At 41.9% G+C, this 20,326-nt stretch carries 26 protein-coding genes; 5 read left to right on the top strand and 21 right to left on the bottom strand.

What is annotated here, in order from left to right:
* The first annotated feature begins 156 nt into the window (after positions 1-156).
* The 3 genes from M3204_RS10260 to M3204_RS10250 all read left to right on the top strand — a co-directional run bounded on the left by M3204_RS10260 (position 157) and on the right by M3204_RS10250 (position 1,917).
* The gene (locus tag M3204_RS10260; protein WP_251481134.1) at positions 157-294 is read left to right on the top strand and encodes a hypothetical protein; all 138 of its coding nucleotides are present in this window, start codon (positions 157-159) and stop codon (positions 292-294) included.
* A gap of 169 nt (positions 295-463) precedes the next feature.
* On the top strand, positions 464-904 hold the full coding sequence (locus M3204_RS10255; protein ID WP_251481133.1) for a hypothetical protein: 441 nt from the start codon (positions 464-466) through the stop codon (positions 902-904).
* Positions 905-1,176: 272 nt separating this feature from the next.
* A complete protein-coding gene (locus M3204_RS10250) occupies positions 1,177-1,917 on the top strand; it encodes a class I SAM-dependent methyltransferase (protein WP_251481132.1) in 741 nt (246 codons plus the stop codon).
* A gap of 45 nt (positions 1,918-1,962) precedes the next feature.
* Here the strand turns inward: M3204_RS10250 and M3204_RS10245 are convergent, their stop codons facing one another.
* From M3204_RS10245 to M3204_RS10210, 8 genes are all read right to left on the bottom strand, one after another.
* Entirely contained in the window at positions 1,963-2,133 is a 171-nt protein-coding gene (locus M3204_RS10245) for a hypothetical protein (RefSeq protein ID WP_251481131.1), read from the bottom strand.
* A gap of 2 nt (positions 2,134-2,135) precedes the next feature.
* A complete protein-coding gene (locus tag M3204_RS10240; protein WP_251481130.1) occupies positions 2,136-2,324 on the bottom strand; it encodes a hypothetical protein in 189 nt (62 codons plus the stop codon).
* Between the two features lie 8 nt (positions 2,325-2,332).
* Positions 2,333-2,608, bottom strand: coding sequence for an NUDIX domain-containing protein (locus M3204_RS10235; protein WP_251481129.1), 276 nt, complete (start codon positions 2,606-2,608; stop codon positions 2,333-2,335).
* Positions 2,589-2,972 (bottom strand): HIT family protein, encoded by a 384-nt coding sequence (locus M3204_RS10230; protein WP_251481128.1) that lies wholly within the window; start codon positions 2,970-2,972, stop codon positions 2,589-2,591. Before M3204_RS10230 ends, M3204_RS10235 begins: the two co-directional genes overlap by 20 nt.
* Positions 2,973-3,076: 104 nt before the next feature.
* Complete coding sequence (locus tag M3204_RS10225) at positions 3,077-3,580, bottom strand: NUDIX hydrolase (protein WP_251481127.1); 504 nt, start codon at positions 3,578-3,580, stop codon at positions 3,077-3,079.
* Positions 3,581-3,586: 6 nt separating this feature from the next.
* On the bottom strand, positions 3,587-4,303 hold the full coding sequence (locus M3204_RS10220) for a class I SAM-dependent methyltransferase (RefSeq protein WP_251481126.1): 717 nt from the start codon (positions 4,301-4,303) through the stop codon (positions 3,587-3,589).
* A gap of 25 nt (positions 4,304-4,328) precedes the next feature.
* Positions 4,329-5,450 (bottom strand): DNA polymerase III subunit beta, encoded by a 1,122-nt coding sequence (dnaN, locus tag M3204_RS10215; RefSeq protein ID WP_251481125.1) that lies wholly within the window; start codon positions 5,448-5,450, stop codon positions 4,329-4,331.
* A 123-nt stretch (positions 5,451-5,573) separates the two neighbouring features.
* Positions 5,574-6,170, bottom strand: a complete 597-nt coding sequence (locus M3204_RS10210) for a class I SAM-dependent methyltransferase (protein ID WP_251481124.1) — start codon at positions 6,168-6,170, stop codon at positions 5,574-5,576.
* 240 nt (positions 6,171-6,410) lie between these two features.
* Between M3204_RS10210 and M3204_RS10205 the strand changes: the two genes are divergently transcribed.
* Positions 6,411-6,614 (top strand): thioredoxin, encoded by a 204-nt coding sequence (locus tag M3204_RS10205; protein WP_251481123.1) that lies wholly within the window; start codon positions 6,411-6,413, stop codon positions 6,612-6,614.
* Between the two features lie 59 nt (positions 6,615-6,673).
* Here the strand turns inward: M3204_RS10205 and M3204_RS10200 are convergent, their stop codons facing one another.
* The 3 genes from M3204_RS10200 to M3204_RS10190 form a co-directional block, all read right to left on the bottom strand.
* A complete protein-coding gene (locus M3204_RS10200) occupies positions 6,674-6,847 on the bottom strand; it encodes a hypothetical protein (protein WP_251481122.1) in 174 nt (57 codons plus the stop codon).
* Positions 6,848-6,870: 23 nt separating this feature from the next.
* Positions 6,871-7,689 carry an MBL fold metallo-hydrolase gene (locus M3204_RS10195; RefSeq protein ID WP_251481121.1) on the bottom strand — a complete coding sequence of 273 codons (819 nt, stop codon included), beginning with the start codon at positions 7,687-7,689 and terminating at the stop codon, positions 6,871-6,873.
* 123 nt (positions 7,690-7,812) lie between these two features.
* Positions 7,813-8,412: a YdcF family protein gene (locus tag M3204_RS10190; protein WP_251481120.1), complete on the bottom strand. Its 600-nt coding sequence runs from the start codon at positions 8,410-8,412 to the stop codon at positions 7,813-7,815.
* A gap of 157 nt (positions 8,413-8,569) precedes the next feature.
* Between M3204_RS10190 and M3204_RS10185 the strand changes: the two genes are divergently transcribed.
* Positions 8,570-9,112 carry a DUF3231 family protein gene (locus M3204_RS10185; protein WP_435367695.1) on the top strand — a complete coding sequence of 181 codons (543 nt, stop codon included), beginning with the start codon at positions 8,570-8,572 and terminating at the stop codon, positions 9,110-9,112.
* Between the two features lie 112 nt (positions 9,113-9,224).
* Here the strand turns inward: M3204_RS10185 and selB are convergent, their stop codons facing one another.
* From selB to M3204_RS10135, 10 genes are all read right to left on the bottom strand, one after another.
* The gene (gene selB / locus M3204_RS10180; protein ID WP_285856797.1) at positions 9,225-11,108 is read right to left on the bottom strand and encodes a selenocysteine-specific translation elongation factor; all 1,884 of its coding nucleotides are present in this window, start codon (positions 11,106-11,108) and stop codon (positions 9,225-9,227) included.
* A gap of 98 nt (positions 11,109-11,206) precedes the next feature.
* Positions 11,207-12,013: a type II pantothenate kinase gene (coaW, locus tag M3204_RS10175; RefSeq protein WP_251481119.1), complete on the bottom strand. Its 807-nt coding sequence runs from the start codon at positions 12,011-12,013 to the stop codon at positions 11,207-11,209.
* Positions 12,014-12,209: 196 nt separating this feature from the next.
* Positions 12,210-13,406, bottom strand: coding sequence for an ABC transporter substrate-binding protein (locus tag M3204_RS10170; RefSeq protein WP_251481118.1), 1,197 nt, complete (start codon positions 13,404-13,406; stop codon positions 12,210-12,212).
* Between the two features lie 88 nt (positions 13,407-13,494).
* Positions 13,495-14,202: an ABC transporter ATP-binding protein gene (locus tag M3204_RS10165; protein WP_251481117.1), complete on the bottom strand. Its 708-nt coding sequence runs from the start codon at positions 14,200-14,202 to the stop codon at positions 13,495-13,497.
* The gene (locus M3204_RS10160) at positions 14,195-14,959 is read right to left on the bottom strand and encodes an ABC transporter ATP-binding protein (protein ID WP_251481116.1); all 765 of its coding nucleotides are present in this window, start codon (positions 14,957-14,959) and stop codon (positions 14,195-14,197) included. The genes M3204_RS10165 and M3204_RS10160 overlap by 8 nt, the downstream gene beginning before the upstream one ends.
* Positions 14,960-14,961: 2 nt before the next feature.
* Positions 14,962-15,987, bottom strand: coding sequence for a branched-chain amino acid ABC transporter permease (locus tag M3204_RS10155; RefSeq protein ID WP_251481115.1), 1,026 nt, complete (start codon positions 15,985-15,987; stop codon positions 14,962-14,964).
* Entirely contained in the window at positions 15,987-16,850 is an 864-nt protein-coding gene (locus M3204_RS10150) for a branched-chain amino acid ABC transporter permease (protein WP_251481114.1), read from the bottom strand. Before M3204_RS10150 ends, M3204_RS10155 begins: the two co-directional genes overlap by 1 nt.
* A gap of 50 nt (positions 16,851-16,900) precedes the next feature.
* Entirely contained in the window at positions 16,901-18,571 is a 1,671-nt protein-coding gene (locus tag M3204_RS10145; RefSeq protein ID WP_251481572.1) for a long-chain fatty acid--CoA ligase, read from the bottom strand.
* A gap of 20 nt (positions 18,572-18,591) precedes the next feature.
* On the bottom strand, positions 18,592-19,545 hold the full coding sequence (locus tag M3204_RS10140) for an alpha/beta hydrolase (protein WP_251481113.1): 954 nt from the start codon (positions 19,543-19,545) through the stop codon (positions 18,592-18,594).
* A gap of 34 nt (positions 19,546-19,579) precedes the next feature.
* Positions 19,580-20,308 carry a 2-phosphosulfolactate phosphatase gene (locus M3204_RS10135; protein WP_251481112.1) on the bottom strand — a complete coding sequence of 243 codons (729 nt, stop codon included), beginning with the start codon at positions 20,306-20,308 and terminating at the stop codon, positions 19,580-19,582.
* Positions 20,309-20,326: the final 18 nt, after the last annotated feature.

Below are 20,326 nucleotides of genomic sequence, written 5' to 3'. Positions count from 1 at the left end.
TTTTATAAGATTTTTCAACTTTTACTTTCTGCAAAAATAGGCCGCCCTTCTTTCTAATTCTATGATACAAGCTGATGCTCGTCCGATTTTTTTACATATGATGTTGTTGTAAGGTTCGAATCTTACCTATCTTCTAAAAAGGAAGGGGGTGGAGAGATGCTTATCACCTCTATTGTTTTGCTTTTGCTGGTAATTGCGTTATTCGTAGCATTTTTGTTTAACCAGGAAGACTTGGTTAACATTCTTTACACTTGCATCGGCGAAGTAATTGGTTTTGAAAACGGTGCTGCTTAATCCCTTGGAACGATTTGACACCTGAACACCTTACAGTCTCCCTGGCTATACCGGTATTGGCCGGGGAGATTATCAATTTATTCTTAGTTACTGTTTTAAGAATGTTGTGAATCAATAAGGATTAGTCACTAACCTATAAACAATTCAATAATAGAAAGGATAATGCTGAATGAAGGATGAACCTATTAAGCCGCAGATTGATCTTATTAAAAAAGACCCCTCTTTAAATGAAATACTTAACATTGCTCAGGGCTTACTTACCAAAATACCAGAAATGAAAAGTAACGAGACAGCGGCAGAAAGCGAAATGACGAGCACAGCCAAACAGTTGAACAAAAATTCCCTGGATTCACTGCTAACAACTGCAAAAAGTATTGTAAATCCAACTACTTTATCACTATTGTCAAAAACAGTTAATCAGGCTGAGACAAAAGGAAAAGGCAATGCTGAGACAGCAAATTTAAATCAGGCAATCCAAGAGCTAACAGCTGAGCTAAACCAAGTAAAAGAAGATTTAGCACGAACGAAGAATAGTATAGCGGAAAAGGATCATCAATTGAAAGAGATTGAAACGGAAATACAAATCCTAAAACGTCGCAGAAGACGGTAAAAAATAATAAAGTCCTTCATCTAACCGATGAGAGGACTCTATTTATATTAAATATAAAAACTTGCAGCTAACATCCTACTTGTTTTAATCCTATCATTTTATTCAATTACTAGAATGAAGATGATATATGAAATTTCAATGTAAAACATAATACGGCTTCCAAATGACAGCTATTTTATGGATTTCGCGCAGATAAAATTGGTCAAAAATATTTAAAGGAAATGACTCGTCCATAGAGAATAATATGTTATCTAGTAATGGAGGTTTGTAGATTGCTAAATGATACTTTGTTGATCAATAAGAAGAGCTGGGATGAAGTGGCGCCGCGCTTTTATGGACGAACGGCGCTGCCTGAGTATGGACCATTTGCTCCTAATGAAAATGAACTTAATTTGTTTGGGGATGTTAGCGGCAAGAAGGTTTTGGAGATCGGGTGCGGCAGCGGCCATTCCTTAAAATACATGGAAGAGCATAAAGCCGCTGAATTGTGGGGAGTGGACCTATCAAGCTCCCAAATTGCAGCAGCAACAGAGCTGCTAAAAGATATAAATGTAAAATTATTTGATTCACCGATGGAGATGAACCCCGGTCTGCCCCATGCTTATTTTGATGTCGTATATTCTATTTTCGCCCTGGGCTGGACCACTAATCTTGATTTAACATTAAGAAATATACATAAATACTTAAAACCGGGCGGAACATTCATTTTCAGCTGGGAGCATCCGATCTTTAGCCGAGTCCAGAATACAGAGCATGGCCTTTCATTCAATAAATCCTATCAGGAGGAAGGCTCCTACGAACACCAGGCATGGGACCATCCTGCGATCATGCAGCAGTATAAGGTAAGCACATATATCAATTCACTTATAAACACTGGCTTTAAGATTGTTAAGATGGTTGAAGATGTCAGAGTTTCTGAAGAACTTAAAGCCAGGGATGAGAACCGATGGTATAACTGGACAAAAGTCCAGTCAGTGCCAACTACTATTATTTTTAAATGCGAAAAATTGTAATGCTTTTCCAACGAAAAAAGGACTTGTTCCAAAGTCCTTTTTTCGTTAATCCTTAATGATTTTTTGTGCTATAAAAGAAACAGTTAAACTTATAAAAAAAGCAAAAATGCCAAAATATATCCTGTTATTCCAATCTATCATTGTGTCAGCCATTGTAAGGAAAGTTGCAACAGAAAACGCTGTAAAGTGGCCATGCGAAAAGTTTAATTTTTTCATGTTTAACTCCCTGATCTCAATAAGTTCATGTTTTTTACATACTCTAAAATGGCCAAATCCACCTGGTCGATGTTAACAGCTTCTTTTACATCCCATAGTCTTATTCCGTCAGTTTCCTGGTTTTCTATGAAAGGCTGCAAGTAATGAATAGAAGAATAGAATACCGGATTAAACTTCTCCATTCCATTCATAATATTTTTCACCTTTGCCAATCCAAAAATTCAAGGTCTGTAACTGATTGTCCAGTTTCTTCAAACAGTTCTCTTTTTGCACAATCCAATGGGGTTTCACCCTCTTCTCTCTTGCCGGCAGGTAATTCCCATTGCCTCCGCATGCTATTGTAACAAAGGAGGTATTTGCCGATTATCTCTATAATGGCATAGGAACCTGCAAGCGGTAGGTACTGCTCCATTTTCGTATGAGAGATTCTTATAAACTCAATAAAATCAAAGCCATTATTTTGCCTGCTGATCATTCAGCAATCGCCCCTGTTCGTCACGAATCCTCGCGCCGTAATGAACATGCCAATGCATATGCTTGTTGCTTTGGTAGCTTCCAATGTTCGTAGATATCGTGCAAGCACCATGCTCGTTTTCTAGTTTCGCAGCAACCTGCCTTATAACCTGGAGGACATCCACCATAATGTCAGTTTCCTCTATCGTAACTGCTAAGAAAGATAAGATGTGTTTTTTTGGAATGACGATTATATGAACCTCATAATACGGTCGAGTGTGGTAAAAAGCGAGGCTATGCTCCGTTTCCAACACCTTCTCAACTTGAGTTTTACCTGTTAAAACCTCGTCACAATAAAAATCTTCCCATTTTTGTTCAGCCATCATCGAACACTCCCGCTCAGGACGTTTATTTACCTTTTTATACTCCGGAACTTACTTTTGGGCAATGCAGAGGCTTCTTATTTACCTTTTTTCGATGTAAGTATATTTTAGGCATTTAAAAACCCTTTTTTCTTTTCCTTGTTTAACTCTGTCACCGCATTAAGTTCTTTATTTTTGAGAAAATGTTTTATATAATCCAGGTAACTTTTTTGCAATCCATCAGGTAACTGCTCCAAGCTGAAAAATTGGAGATCGACTGACTCGGATTCATCCATTTTAATTTCACCTTCAAAATCGCGTGTAGAGTACACTGCCGTTACTGAATAGAGTTCGTCACCATTCGCCACTTTTAAAAAATACTCTGAACCTGAAAATACACCTTCAAGCTTCAGGTCCCCGATTATGAGGCCGGTTTCTTCTTTAACTTCTCTTTTAGCTGTTTCCTCTAAGCTTTCTCCTAATTCCATTATTCCGCCTGGCAGGCCCCAGCCGCCATCTGTCCGATGCTGAAGCAGCAATTCATCTTTATCATTAAAAATCAACACAACCGCTCCTGGCAGAATAAGCGGTCTGTTGCCTACAAGTTTTCTTAGTTCACTGACATACCCCATCTAATTTCACTCCATTGTTTTTTTTGTAAAAAGGCCAGCTAATAATGCTGATTTTCCAAAGAGGGCGTCCTTAGGATTCATGTCCCTCATTTTTCGGATTTCTTCAGCCTCAAAATCGTGAAAGATTTGCATTAGTTTTTCTTCTGTGAAGCCAAGCCCGCCCTTCATGCTTCTAAGCCTGTATACTTCCCAATCAGAAATTTCTGCGCCACCTAGTTCTCCTCCCAGGACAAAGCATGTTAGGGCAAAATGGCCGCCGGGTTTTAACGCTCTTTTTACGAGATCGATATAATTCATTCTTCTGTGCGGCGGAATATGGTGAAAGCACCCTGAATCATAAACAAGATCGTATGTACCTTCTTCAATATCCAAATTAAAAATATTGTGCTGAATAAAATTGACTTTGATCTCCTGGTTCATTGCCCTTTCCCTTGCCCAATTCAACCCTTCTTCGGATTGATCGACTGCGTCTACAAAGCAACCATTTTGAGCCAAATAGATTGCATTCCTTCCAGGACCGCATCCTAATTCCAATACTTTTCCAGGCCTTAGTTTCTTCATTTCAAAATACTCTACTAGATTTTCATCAGGATGATTTTCAAAAAAAGGCACTTTTCTTTCTCTATCGGAGTAAAAGCTGTCCCAGCTGAATTGACTTTCCTCTTTTAAAAAAGCATCAAGCATTTTTAATAAATCATCGTAGGTTTTAATTGTTTCTTTCATCTAACTCCTCCTAATGTATCCTGATTTATCCCCTAACTGGTGATATAAGATGAAGGTGGTGGTTGCTGCTGTTTGGTTTAATCAGTACCGGTCTCATTGACCCTGAGAAGCTCAAAGTAACCTCCTTGTCTGCAATCGATTTAAGAGCTTCGAGTAAGAAAGTGCTGTTTAGGCAAATTGAAAGATCTTGATTTCCATGAATATTGACGATTTGTTGGATCTCTTCAATTTTTCCGAAGTCAGAAGAATGTGAAGAAATTCGAAGTCGATTATGACTTATCAATTCCAGCTTTACGTTGTTATTTCTAGAATTCCTGGCAAATAGACTGGCTCGATCGATTCCTTTTAATAAATTGCTCTTCGATATCGTGACTACTGTTTTGGAGTCTGAGGGAATGAGACTGGATAGATTAGGATAGTTGCCTTCGATAAGTCTGGTGTACAAAGAAAGTTTAAATGTCTTGAAAACCAGGTAATTCTCAGAAACATATATTGAAATCGCTTCTTGTGAATTGCTGAATAATCTTATCAATTCTTTAATTGAAGATTGAGGCACAATGAACGATCCTTCAATGACAGCTTCGATATTAATCTCTCGCAGGGCTAATCTGTGAGAGTTAGTCGCTGCACAAGTGACTTTGTTTTTCTGAAAGGAAATTAGTATTCCGGTGAGTACAGGTCGTGCATCACTGACCGATGCTGCAAATGCGGTTTGTCTGACCATTTCAAGCAAAGGTTCCGCTTGCATATGGATGTAATCCCTGAAATTCATTAGTGGGAGAACAGGATATTCCTCACAGTCAAAACCACTTAAATTAACGTTAATTTCCTTTGACCGAATGGATAGCTTGTTATTTTCATGTACTTCAATCATGATTTCCTCAGGCAGCTTTTTTACCAATTCGACAAAATATTTAGCAGGCGCAACAACGCTGCCTGATTCATAAATCAACAGCTTTTCATCAGAATTATTCGGGATCGTTTTTTCAACGAAAAAATCACGATTACTTACGACCAATGTCAGCCCTTCAGGATGGGCAGTGATCTTAATTCCGTTAAGCATATGTGAATCTGAATTTGCGGAAACACTTCTGCTTAACTCTGAAATTACGGAGTAAAAATAACTATTATCTATACTAAATTTCATAATGGTTGCCCTTTCGGAATCTTTTTCTTATAAATAAATTCGACAAAAATATGGAAAAACCTTGTAAAAATAGAAAAAAAGCGACCTCCTTTTTAGAAGAATCGCTTTACCCTAAAAACCACTTTATTTTTCAAAGATTGCCTGAACCACATGACCCACTCCAGTATGCAGTTCACCTTCCACTCGTTCCTGCTCACCGTAAAAGAAATGCAGTACGTTATATTCTTTAATCCATTTCAACAGGTCTGAAGGATCGTAGAGCATATCAACCGTTTTTGGCCCTCCTGTTCCATAACGGATCTGGTCCTCAGAATACACTTCTAGCATAATGAGGCCCCCTGGCTTCACAGCTAAGACCAACTTATCGAACACGATTTTTTGATCGTTTTTTGCAAAATGTCCGTATACCATTATGGCTCCATCAAATTTCTCAATTGGTACGGAATCATGGATTAAATCCTTCTGTTCTGTCTTTACTTGTACATCGAAGCGTTCAGCAAGCGCTTCGGTTTTCTTTAAACCATTTAGTGCGTAATCATAGGCAGTTACTATATGGCCTTTTCTTGCAAGGTAAATTGCATTCCTGCCTTCACCCTCTGCAAAAGCAGCAATTTTCTTCCCGTTTTCTAATCTGTATGCTTGTGCCTCAATGAATTGATTCGGCTCCTCACCGTACACATAATTCTCACTGCCGAATCGCTCATGCCATTGATTCCCCATGTGATCACCCCTTCCTAATCATTATACCCAATACCCTTTTTTTAGTATGATTAAAGAAGGTGAGGCTATCCTATTTTTTAATGGGTATCAATTATGTGAGGAGGTTGTTTTAAAATGAAAGAGTTGACGTCGATTGAAGAAGTGAAAAGTCTGATCAATGACCATGAATTAAGCTTTATTTATGTTTTGACCGACAGATGAAGTGTCTGCCATGGTTTGCTTCCTCAGGTTGAGGAAGTTATGAAGGATTTCCCGAAAATTGAGACAGGTTTAGTAAATGCGGGAAAGGTCGAAGAAATCGCCGGATTCCTGATGGCTTTCACCGTCCCAGTCCTTGTCCTCTATGCAGATGGAAGAGAATATTTAAGAGAAGCACGGATTGTTCAGGTTGAGAAGTTCAGGGAGGACGTTGCAAAGATTTATGAAGGATTTTTTGGGAACTAAGCCTTTTTATTTTAAATAGAATCGGCCTGGAAACAGCACTCCAGGCTCTTCTTTTAGAATTACATCCCGCTGTCTGAATGCTTATTGTCTCCCATAATGTAATTCGAGCTGTCTCCAGGCTTAGCGTGAGGATGAGTTTTATGAGGAGGATTGTTATTATTTTTCTTCCGCTTATAATCGATGATTAGAGCGAATCCTAATATGCTAAGAATGAAAATGAATAGCCAGGCCATTGTATCCCCCTATCAACAGGTTTTTATATCCTATTCGAGAATCTTCCTTCCAATGCATCGATGTATCTTTTAGCAGATTTCTGAACGGTCTCGTGGGCGTTCTCATTAATTACTCTATGGAAGGCATTATAAAGTTTTTCATACTTTAATTTTTTTACCTTTGCTGCTATCTCTTTAACCTGTGTAGCAGGCAAAGGAATGAGGTTCGGATAACTGTACATAAAGCTAACCCACTGTCTATCTGCGACAACCTGGATGATGTCCCCTGTCAGTAATACACCTTGTTCCTTTTTCCAATGCAAGACAGTACCACCATCAAAATGGCCTCCGAGACGGTGCAAGGTAACCCCCTCATCAAGCTCGAGAAATTCTCCTGACCAGAAAATAATTCGTTCGCTTGGTCTTGTTACCCATTGTCTGTCATCTTCATGAATGTAAATGACAGTATTAAACCTTTCTGCCCATTCAACCTGTGTTGAATAATAATGCGGGTGGGACAAAGCAATTGCATCAATTCCTCCTATGTGCTTTATTTCCTCAACCGTTTGGTCGTCAATATATGTTATGCAATCCCACATAATGTTGAAGCCGGGATTCTGGACAATATAAGCTGTCTGTCCAATCGCAAAAGCCGGTGTGGTGGTAATACTATACAGGCCATCCTCATGGTTTATAATCTTATTGGCATAATTGCTTGAGTCAATCATTTTGTTTAAGGTGGTCCACGATTGCCCTTCAGGGTTCACATATTGTCTTTCATCACTGCAGATCGAACATATTTCTGGGTAGTGCGCTGATTTTTCATATTGTACTCCACAAGTATTACAAATAAAATGGTCCATCTTAGACACCTTCCTCGAAGTTCTTTTGGTACCTTCATTTTAAGTGATCCATTTATAAACCTCATCGTCAGGATGGTGTACCTTGCATACAACTTTAGACTGAACTTGAAAAAGAACGCATTTTTAGAGCTCATCATCCAATAAGCCGCCCATAGCTATGTATTCAATGATTTTTTTTGCCTCTGTCGTGGCCCTTTTCCTCCCTAACTCCGATAAGAACCAATTATCCTTCCTTGTGTGAAGGTCATCCCCTGGACAAAGAGTAAGCTTGATCCAATCTGGCAAATACGTCTTGAAGGTTAAATACGATCTCCTCATGTGATATGTCGAGGTAACAATCAGCAGACGTTTTATATTATGCAATTCAAAGTAACGATCCAATACAAGCGAGGAAGCTAATACATTTTCTTTTGTACTTAACGATATATCCTCACATAAAATATCTTCCTCAGGAATTCCTTCTTCAACAGCTTTATTTTTCAGTAAATGCGCTTCCGTAAACCTTGATCCTGGCCAAGTGACTCCGCCTGAAAACAAAATCTTGTTCGCCCTTCCTGCATTGTATAACTTAATCGCAACTGGAAGTCTGTATTGGAGCGCTTTGCTGCTTCCCAAGACAACGATGCAATCACCTATCTCTTGGTCATCGGATATTTTCTCAAATAAAAGCTCGGAGATTTGTTCATCAGTAAGTGTATTAGGATTCAGATCGGAAATTTTCACTTTTATTACCTCAGCAACTTTAGAAATATTTTTATTTGTATTAATATTCTTCAGATTAGCGTGGTTCCCTTCTTTTCCCAAATGAAATAACGTATCAATGATTGCACATGAAGCAAAATAACCATTGTGACCAATTTCCTTTCTTAAGGAGAAAAATATGAATATAAACACGATAAGGAGTGCGATCATGGGAATTTTAAGCGGGAATCCTAAAGATGAACCGATGCATTATGGAGAAGTATTTGGAACATGGACCCACCTATCTGTAAATCATGGACTCATCGCAGGTTATCAAACCTTTGTAAATCATATTGGTGATGAGGACCTAAAGAAACTTGTTCAGGAAGCAATTGAGGCCATGAAGGAAGAAAATCGCCAGGTTGAGGAATTACTTAAAACTAACGGAATAGGACTTCCGCCTGCACCGCCTGAACGTCCTGTTGCCCATCTAGAAGACATTCCCCCAGGTGCAAGGTTCAGTGATCCTGAAATTGCAGCAGCTGTTTCAAAGGATGTCGCTGAAGGATTAGTAGCCGCCAGCACGATGATTGGACAATCCATCAGGGAAGATATCGCTGTAATGTATGGTCAGTTCCATATGGCAAAAGCGCAATTTGGCGCAAAGATGCTTAAGTTAAATAAAACAAAAGGATGGCTGGTCCCTCCTCCGCTGCAAGTAAAGTCAACAGAGAAAGCATAATAATATTATGTAAAGCTGAGATTTAATAAGTTCCTTTTATATGATGAATCGAATTTCTTGAATATTAGTTAGAACGATAAAAACAGCAGACCATCCTGGTCTGCTGTTTTTGCTATTTTTTCCATACCCTCTTGTTCTCTATCCTTCTAGTGTAACCAAGCGCATCGAGACGCTCAAGGAATGGTATCATATATTTTCGTGATAACTCGACAGCTTCCTTTGCCTGTGGCACTTCAAATTCATCACCAGTGTGACTTCTCAGCGTCTGGACTGCCTCTGCAAAGTGCTCACCGTGCCAGGCGTATTGATCATCAAGCAGAACGATTTTTCCCTGATCCTCCAGGAAACGTTTTAACTCCACAACCAAAGAATCTGGTATGCCTGCGTTCTTAATATAGTCATTGAAATAGGCTACTTTTAAGCCATCTCTTTTAAGCTCATTAAGCAGATTTTCTGTTCGCTTTTGCCAATTTTTTGGAACATGGGGTTGGAAATTAGCCAGATAAATAAATTGCTCTTTCCTGGAAAATACCCCTTTACCAATGCCGTTTTCAATAATGAATTCAAGCAAAATCTTAGGGAAAATCTTTTGCATGGATTGAAGCAATTCTGCTTTGTTAAATCCGGGACGCATCGGATTATCTTGATGAAAATCGTCAAGTCTGTCTTTTATATCTGCCTCTATTACTTCAATCAATGATGCCAGTGTATATTCCTTGCTGGAAATCTGGACGAACTGGTCATCCTCAAGATTGGACTGAATAGTTGCTTCATCAAGCGCTGTCCGTTTGATGAGCTCTTCTATAGACAGGCTTTTCGCTTCATATAAAGCAGCATTGATTCTTTCGATCGGGGTGCCAACCTTCTTTTTTTCCAGCTCTTCGATCGTCTGCTGGCCGAAACGGTATTTATTTCCCCGCGGATCGATGACCCATCCTCCGCCAATCGTTTCCTGTGGGCTTGGCCTGCGGATGATGAACCGGTCCCCGCGTTTCGTGACAATTTTTTCATCAAGTCTGAGCTGACAAAGAATTTCCCCTGTCTCTTCTTTCAGCTCATTCCGGTCAAAGAAAACAATCCTGCCCATTACTTCAGCAGTTCCAATATGGCATTTGATTGGAGTTCTCTGTTTTACCAGGTGATCTAAATCCTCTACAACACGTATGGCAACATCAATCGTATTAGTTACAATGAAGTGATCAGATGAAACGAGGACTTCACCACGTTCGAGGTCGTCCTTGGAAACTCCAGAAAGATTAATTGCTGCACGCTGGCCGGCAAAAGCCATCTTTGCTGGTTGATGATGGACCTGAAGCTGGCGGGCGCGAACCTCACTTCCAGTAGGCAGCACCTTCAATAATTGTCCTTCCTCAACCGTTCCCTCATAGACTGTTCCCCTGACAACTGTCCCTTGTCCTTTTACTGTGAAGACCTGGTCAATCGGAAGACGGAAAGCGCCTTTGGCGTCACGCATCTCCTGTTCTTTCAGAGTTTGGATGATCAATTCCTTCAATTCCTGAATTCCTTTTTTGGATATGCTGTCGACCATCATGAATGGAGAATTCTCAAATACCGTTCCTTCAAGCTCTCCAAGGATATCGTCCTTCACAAGTTCAACGAATTCCTCTTCAACTCTGTCAATCTTTGTAATCGCGATGATTCCCGTGCGAATCCCAAGAAATCCAAGAATATCAAGATGCTCCCGGGTCTGCGGCATGACGCCTTCGTCTGCAGCGACAACAAGCACAACAAGATCGATCCCAGCAACGCCTGCAATCATCTGCCGGATGAAACGCTCGTGTCCAGGCACATCAACGACGGAAATTTGCAGGTCCTCATCTTCATATAATGGGGCAAAGCCGAGTTCAATAGAAATTTGCCGTTCTTTTTCTTCTTTCAGCCGGTCGGTATCCACGTTCGTCAATGCCCTCGTCAGCGACGTTTTTCCGTGGTCAATATGTCCGGCCATTCCTATGGTAAAATACCTCTTGCTCAAATGATGACACCTTCTTTTTATATGTATAAAATTACTCTATCGCTAAAACGGCAATAGTTCAAGCTACGGAAATTAGAACAAATCGATTTGTTTGTTGTTTATTTTTTTTGCATCGCTCCAATTGCTCCACTGAACTGACCATTAGGCAGAAAGAATGGGTCAATGCCCGACATTTTACAGTAAATATCCAGGCTATCTTGCAACGGTTTGTTTCCGGCCAGAGTACTGCCAATAAAAATGGCCTTCTTTATCCTGTACAAAGCCGCTGTTTGTACCGTTAAAAGAGTAATTGTTTCCGATATCATATTGAGAACTGAGGCCATTTGGTCTGCCGGAGAGATTGAAGCATTTGCCACTGACTTCGCAAAATTGCTCGCAGTCAATTCTCCAGGAATAGGTGGCTCTTCTGGATAATAAATATCCTTAACCAACAAGTCTACCTTTCCTCTTTCACCGTTAACAGACAAGTTGACCAGAGTTGAAAAATCCTTTGAATCGGCAAGGATATTTCCAGTTCCCATGAATGTCCCGCCGCCTATTCCGCTTCCAAGAACGCGTTCATAATGTTCCCCTTCAATTGTAAACCACGATGTACCTGTACCAATGTTAACAAGCAAGGACTTTTCATTTAAAAGTACTCCCTCCTGCGTCATTAAATACTTTGCGCCTTCACATGCAGCGGTAAATTCATCAACAATCTCTGCATTGGTAAAATATTCTGCTTTTATCTTTCCTGCTCTACCTCCTGTTAGGTAGACTGTTTTATTTATGGCAATCATTTTAAGCCACTCTAAAGCCTCATTTATATCTTCGATGGGATATTTCCGAAAGTGCAATCTGTCATTTTCTTCAAAAGCTATTTTTAATAGTGACCCGCCTGCGTCTATGCCAATACTGTTTTTCATCAGATGCCTCCTGTAGAGAAAATACCCTAAGCTTTACCCCTATTGTAAGCTTGCAGATCCTGAAAACAAAGAAAAAAGCGGTAGTTTATTAATCACTGCCGCTTTCTAGTTCATTAACATGGGTTATTGGCTTGTTACTATAGCAAAACCCCATAACTTGATACAATTGGCCAGTAACAATCCAATTATCTGCATTCTATTCAACCTTGATTGGCACGACTTTCCCATCCTCAATTGCTGCGACGATCAGCTCGGCTTCAAATCCACCATTAGGGTCGATCTTTGGAATGACATATACTTTTTTGTCTTCTGGAAGATTATCCAAACCATCCTGCATATGCGCCATGATTTTTTCTGGATCATCTACTGATCCTGCTGCTTTTATCGCTTCAGCGAAAACATACATAGCAATATAATTCAAGCCAGCTTCTGAACCTGGGTCCTCATTATATTTTGCCTGATAATTCTTCACGAATTCCGGAATGCCTGGACTGTCAGAATTAACAAGCGGCATTACTCCAATCGCTCCATTAAGGACATCATAGCTGCCGGTAACCTTCTTCATTTCGTCGAACTTTGCCTGGTCCATGACAATGAATCCGCCTTTGAAGCCAAGTTCTCTCGCTTGTTTGGCAACTTTTGCGGTTGGCTCTGACGGTCCGCCGATAAATAATACATCAGGCTTCTCCTTCAGGGCATTGGTTATGATCGTAAAGAAATCAGTATCTTTCGCGAAGTCAATAGAAGAGTTATACACTACTTCTCCGCCTGCTTTTTCCCAATGAGGCTGCAGCTTTTCTGCCCAGTCCTTACCGTATTGTGAGGCAGTCGGCAGGAAGGCGATTTTCTTCCCGAATTTCTCCATTGAATAATTTGTGAATGGCTCAAGATAGCCATCATAACGAGGAGGGATTCTGACTGTTAATTTATTGCCTCCTTCTGTTACTTTAGGTTCGCTGGTGTATGCGCCAATTATGAATTTTTCCTGCTGGTTAAACACTTGCATGGCAGCCACTCCGCCACTGTGCGGTGTGAAAATAATCGGTGTCTTGTTTTCCTGCATCAGTCTCTTGGCGTTCGCTCCTGCCTCATTTGGCAAATATTTGTCATCCAGCGAGACGACATTGAATTTATATTTTTTGCCATTTACCTCAACTCCGCCGGCATTGTTAATTTCTTCGGCTGCCATTTGTACACCGTTCAATGTCCGTTCTCCGTAAAAGGCTGCAGGTCCACTTAACGGCCCTGTATATCCTATGTTAATAGTACCTTCTCCTGATGCTTCGCCATCCGATCCTCCCGTATCCGTTTTTTCAGAGCTGTTGCAAGCGGCAAGGCTGAAAATCAAAGCAAACATCACACTTAAGACCACTAACAGTTTAGACTTCTTCATTTGCTTTCCCCCTTAATTTGTTTTCCTAATATTCAGAAATATTATTAAAGACCGCTTCGCAACCACCTCCCTATAGACAGAAGTTGTTCTAAGCACCGATATAAGCTTTCTTAATCTCATCATTCGCAAACAGTTCGTCTGAAGTACCTTCGAGCACAACCGCCCCATTTTCAAAAACATATCCTTTATCGGCAATTTTCAAGGCTGCATTCGCATTTTGTTCTGCCAGGAGGATCGTGGTACCCTCGCGATTAATGGTTTTGATTACTTCAAACATCTGCTCTACAATCAACGGAGCAAGCCCGATTGATGGTTCATCGAGAAGCATCAGCTTCGGTTTAGCCATGAGTGCTCTCCCGATGGCAAGCATTTGCTGCTGGCCTCCACTTAGTGAACCAGCCATATCATCCTGCTTCTCTTCTAAAATAGGAAAAAGTTCGAATACGTGCTTCATCGATTCCTTTATCCCTTTTTTATTCTTTCTGTGGACATAGGCGCCCATCTTCAAATTCTCTTCTACTGTCATTGATGGGAAGAGTTTACGCCCTTCTGCACACTGGACAATGCCTGACTGGACAATTTTATCTGGAGAGCGTTTGTTAAGGGATTCACCTTCAAATTCGATTCTTCCAGAAGACGCCTTGTTCAGCCCGCTTATCGTCTTGAATATTGTGCTCTTTCCTGCCCCGTTCGCCCCTAGCAAAACAACGATTTGTCCAGGAGAGACTTCAAGGTTTACATTATGGACAGCTGTGAAGCTTCCGTATTTTACTGAAACGTCCTCCAGTTTAAGCACTTGCGCTCCCTCCCAGGTAAGCCTTGATGACAGCAGGATCATTCTGGATCTCTTCAGCAGTACCCTCCGCGATTTTCTCGCCGTAGTTGAGAACCATAATTTTGTCTGCCAGCTTCATAATCATTTGCATTTTGTGTTCAATCAGGCAGACAGTAATCCCTTTATCGACCATTTTCTTCATTAATTGGGCCAGACCCTCTGTTTCATCAGGATTGACTCCGGCTGCAGGCTCATCAAGAAAAACAATTTCTGGTTCTGTCGCCAGAGCCAGCGCAAAGGCCGTTCGCTTTTTTTCTTCCTGAGTCAGGCTGCCAACCAATTTCCCTGCAACTTTTTCCAGCCCGGTAAACCTTATAACTTCGAGGGCCTTTTCACGGCATTGTTCTTCTTCTCTTTTCAACCTCTTTGTTCTTAAAACAGCGTCCAGCAAATTGGACTTTGTCCTTAATCTGTGTCCGACGACCACGTTGTCAAGTACAGTTGACTGTTCAAACAGATTGGTAGTTTGAAAGGTGCGTGCAATTCCCATTTCAGCTATTTTATTAGGAGGCAACCTCGTGATATCCTGACCTTTCAGAATAATGCTGCCTGAACTCGGAGGGTGGAAGCCGCTTATCAAATTGAAAAACGTTGACTTGCCGGCGCCATTAGGACCGATGATGGCATTGATCTTCCCTTTTTCAACTGTAAAATCCACATTGTTCACTGCTGTCAGGCCGCCAAATTTCTTCGATAAACTCTTAGTTTCAAGGAACATTCTTATCCCTCCTTCACCTGATTTTCTGCAGAGATTGGGCTTTGTGAAAATCGTTCGTCCTGTTGGGCTTTTGCAATCTTCTTCTCAGCTCGCTTTACATTCCACCCGGCAATCGAACCGGCGATTCCTCGTGGGTAAAAGATCACTAGCAGTGTAAGGATCGGGCCAAAAATAAGCATGCGGTAATCCTGGAGAAATTGCAGCTGCTGTGAAATCCAAACGACCAGAACTGTTCCCACGATCGGGCCTGACAGCGTGCCGATTCCGCCAATCAGCAGGTATGTCAGCAAATCAAACGTGATGACGATGTTGCCAATATCAGGACCGATGAAGCGGATGAAAGAGGCGTATAGTGCTCCTGATAATCCGGCAAAAAAAGTCGAGAGTACGAATACTTCGAGTTTATTTTTCATTGTCGATATACCGATTGTTTGGGCGAGGTCCTCACTATTGCGAATAGCAATGTAAGTCCTTCCGGTCAGGGAATGCACGATACGGTAGATAATCAGAATCACAACTAGCAGAATCGCAAGGACAAGGTAATATTGTGATAATGGTGTTTCAAAGGAAATCGGCCCGATATTTCCTGGTGCTGGTATACCGATAAGACCTCGGACTCCTTCTGTTAAGCTATCCCACTTATCAATGATAAGGTAAAGGATATACCCTACACATAGCGTATAGATGGCAAAGAAATGCTCTTTCGTCCTGAGTGCAATCAGGCCAATCAAAAAGCCAAGAACACTGGTAATAATCAGGGCGAGCACAAAAGCCAGCCAGAAATTCATCTGGGCTTTTACTGTCAAAAGCCCTAAGGAATATGCCCCAACCGCAAAGAATCCAGCATGTGCCAATGATAGATATCCTGTGTAACCGGCCAGAAGATTAAGCCCATACACACCAATCATCCAGATAAAAGAGAGAGTCATGACATGGATGAAATAGTCATTTTGGGTCACAAATGGAAAGACGATGGCAAACAGTATGAGTACTGGAATGATAAATCTTTTATTAATGATTTTTGCCACTAGTGTCCCCCCTTTGCAAAAAGGCCTGTTGGTTTTACGGATAGAATGACCACCAGCAGGATGAAAGCGATGATGTCTTTATAATCGTTTGAAATATACGTTGCTCCCAGGCTTTCGCTGAACCCTAGAATGTAGCCGCCGATGATGGCTCCTGGAATGCTGCCCATTCCCCCCAGAATGATGATGACAAACGCTTTTAAGATGACCAACTGTCCCATGCCAGGAAAAACCAAATTGATGGGCGCTGCCAGTGAGCTGGCGATCGCTGCAAGCCCTCCGGAAATCAGGAACGTCAGCATCGCCACCCGGTTCGTATTGATCCCTACAAGGTTAGCTCCGTCACGATCCTGCGACATTGCGATGATGGATGCCCCTGTAAAGGTCTTTTTCAGGAACAGGTATAGCAGAACCATGACGGCGATCGCCGCAATGATGATCAGCAATCTTTGCATGGTAAAGGTCAGTCCGAATAACTGTACGACCTGGCCGTATGGTGTGGGCATTGTTTGGTAGTCAGCTCCCCAGATAAACTGGGCAAAAGCTTCAAGAAACAACAGGATTCCTATTGCCGCAATCTTGTCGTGGATCGGCGGGGCGTGCCGTAATGGGTAAAAAACCAATCGTTCCATCAGCACGCCAATTAATCCAACAACAATGACAGAGACAAGGATAGCCAGCCAATAATGAAGACCGTACTGGACCATCATCATCAAGGTGATATAACCACCCATCATATACAAGGCACCGTGGGCGAAATTCGGGATATGAAGGATACCGTACACTAGCGTGAGCCCAAGGGCCACTAGTGCATAAACACTTCCAATGGTAAGCCCATTGAACAGCTGCTGAACCAAAATCTCCATCAAGATCCTCCTTAAAATTTGATAGCTGCCTTCGAATGAGTGCTTTTACCTCACTTGTTTCCGGCCTTTTCCCGTTCTTCCTCCTGCAATTTCCTCCATAAAATCTTGCCGCTGCTTGTCATTGGGAACTTTGTCCTGAATTCCACATCACGAGGATATTTATAGGCTGCCATATGCTGCTTGGACCACTCTGTTATTTCATCCTCAGTTATTTTCCCATCGTAACCCTCGTTGAGAATGACAAAAGCCTTTACGGATTCACCTCTTCTTGGGTCTGGAATACCAACCACCACTGCCTGCTGTATGGCTGGGTGTTTGTAAAGATAAGATTCAATTTCCGTTGGCCATACCTTATAACCTGAGGCATTGATCATTCTTTTGACACGGTCGACCATGAAGTAGTATCCTTCCTCATCGAAGCGTCCTATGTCTCCTGTCCTGAAAAACCTTTTGCCGTCTATGTCAATAAATGAATTCCTGTTTTCATCATCCCTGTTGTAATAGCCAACCATAACCTGAGGGCCATTCACGACAATTTCGCCTATCTCTCCCGCCCTAAGTTCTTTTCCGGTTGAGGGTTCAATAACTCTTGCATCGACATCAAAGGAAGGGATGCCAAGGCATTGCATTTTTGGCCTGTCAGGCGGGTTAAAATGCGTCTGGGCAATAGTTTCTGAAAGTCCATACCCTTCAACAAACCGGAGGCCTGTGAGTTTGTATAATTTCTCTCCAACAGCCTCAGGAAGAGCTGCACCGCCACCTGAAATTGAAGTTAACGTAGCGAGATCCTCTGGATTTAGTTTTGGATTCGCAAGGAAGTCAACGATCATTGTCGCAATCGCCACCCAATGTGTACATCCTTGCGATTTTATCATTTCTACCGCCGCCTCGCGGTTCCACCTTGTCATCAGGACCATCGTACTTCCGGAGAAGATTGGCATATGCATGCTGTGGACCATTCCGGTAACATGGAACAATGGAAGTGTTGTTAAATGAACTGCACTGGTGGTGGAGCTCGACCAGTGATACGCACCGATTGTATTCGCCTGAACAGTGCGGTTAGTATGCATACAGCCTTTTGGAAGGCCAGTTGTTCCAGAAGTATAAGGCAGCACAACAAGGTCATCTGCCCTGGTCGTATGCTTTCCAGGTTCATACTGTGCCGCGATGGCTTCCTTCCAGTGGAAGTGACCCGGCTGGTTGTAAATCTTTCTTGCTGCCTCTGCCTCCGGGGGCACTGTTCCGTTGAAACTATCCCCTTTATAATCAGAATAAGCGGCAACTATCACATTATTTAATGGAGTTGTTCCTACGAGTGGCCCGACCTTGTCATAAAGCTCCTGGCCGACAAGCGCGGTATTGATTCCACAATCCTTGATGTAAAAGCTTAGCTCATCTGCGGTCAGCATCGGGTTGATTGGCACTACGACTGCGTCAGCTCGTGAAATCGCATAGAACCCAATCACGAACTGTGGTGAGTTTTGCATGAATAACAACACTCTTTCCCCTTTGGCAACACCCAGCTTTTGCTGAAGGAAACCTGCAAGAGCGTTGACCTCTTCATCAAGCTCCTTATAGGAAATTGTATTTCCGTAATAGTAGATAGCGCTCTGTTCTGGATATCTAGCTGCACTGACTTGTAAATTTTGATAGAGTGATGTTTCAGGCAATTTCAGTGATTTAGAGATTTTCGGCCAATGCTCAAAGTGAAGATTAGGCATCATTCATTCCTCCTAACTTTTTACTCAACTGGTTTTAGGGAGCTTCTTTTCTTGAAGGCTTCTGCAGCATCCTTGATTGCTTTCTTTCCGTCCGGCAGAAACTCGGTCATTCCGAGGAAGCCATGGAGCATTCCAGGGACGCAGACATATTCTGTTTCAACTCCGGCATTTTGCAGTTTCATGGCATAATGCTCGCCGCCATCACATAATGGGTCAAGCTCTGCTGTCATAATAAAAGCTGGCGGAAGCTGTGGAGTGATATCATCTGGAATCAGCATCGGTGCGGCCAGAGGATTTTGTGTGTCTGCTGGTGTGTTCAAGTATTGTTCACGGAACCAGTTCATTGTGGACTTCGTAAGATAGTAGCCTTCGCCGTATTTTTCGTAGGATGGAGTATATTCAAAGCCTGTTGATGGGTAAAACAGCATCTGGTAAGCAATCGATGGTGTCTGCCTCTCTACTGCAAGATAGCTGACAACAGCCGCAAGATTACCACCTGCACTATCGCCTGCCACTGCGATAAAGTTTTTGTCGATATTCAGCTCAGCAGCATTTTCAAATACCCATTTTGCTGCTAAATATGAATCTTCCACTGCAGCCGGGAATTTACTTTCTGGTGCGAGGCTGTAATCCACTGAAACTACTATACATTTAGCTTCATTAGATAATGTGTGGCAGAGAGCATCATGCGTTTCGATGCTGCCGATAACCCAGCCGCCTCCATGATAATAAACTACGGCTGGAAGCTTTGACTCTCCAGCTCCTTGAGGTGTATAGATCCTGATATCAATTTCTCCTTTAAATCCATTGATTTTCCGATCTTCCGTTTTTGCTAGTTTATCAGCCCTGCTCATTAGTTTTGAAGATTGTTCATATCCCTTTCTGGCTTCCTCCAATGGCAGCTGTTCTAGTGGCGAAACAGGGTTATTGGCAAATGCTTCAAGTAACACCTTTACTTCCGGTTTTAATGACATAATCTGTCCTCCTTTTTATGTAAGCGTTATCATTTTATACTGCGATAATTCTTTTTTTATCTATAAGCATAGGAACCTTATTAAATATATTTTGCTGGGAAACGAATTCAATCTCCTTGTCAAATCCATGTTTGCTCAGCATTCGACCTACTCGGGAAGCTTTTAGGATATCATCACTATTTTGATTGTGCCCATGGTAGAAACTGTGCGCAGCATAGGCTGAATCAGTTAGGAAGAACTCGTCACCGAATTGCTTGATGAGGCAGTCGATGAAGCAGCCCGCTCCATGGAAATCTTCGACATTAAATTCATTGGAAGAACCCGAGCAGACGACCACGATCGTCTCTCCCTGATATTCTTTTAAAATATGATTGGCGACTGCCTCGCAGTTCAGTAGCGAAGCAGCATAAACCGCATTCGCATCGGCGGAGTTTTTGAGAGCAACTGTTCCATTAGTGGTAGAAAGAATGACAGACTTCCCTCCAATCTTCTCTTTCAATTCTAGTGGATTTGGCGATAGAAACCCGTCGATTGTTTTGCCTTGATACTCTCCAACCAGAACGAAACTGTCATTTTCCCTGCCGGCAGCTTCCTGTTCGGCTGCCTTTCCATCCAGGACTGGGATCACTTCTTTCGCACCGAACTCAAGTGCTGACGCGATAGTGGAAGTAGCCAGCAGAACATCGAAAACAACAGCGATTTTGTTGTCAGCCATTTTCCGTTTATCAATGTCCTCTTTTTTTAGCAAAAGATGAACTTTCAACAGTATTCAGCCCTTTCT

Origin of the sequence: Mesobacillus subterraneus (genome assembly GCF_023715485.1) — a bacterium.
Classification (GTDB): Bacteria; Bacillota; Bacilli; order Bacillales; family Cytobacillaceae; genus Mesobacillus; species Mesobacillus subterraneus_B.
Note: the sequence above shows the minus strand (reverse complement) of the source record. Positions and strands in the feature narration are given on the sequence as shown.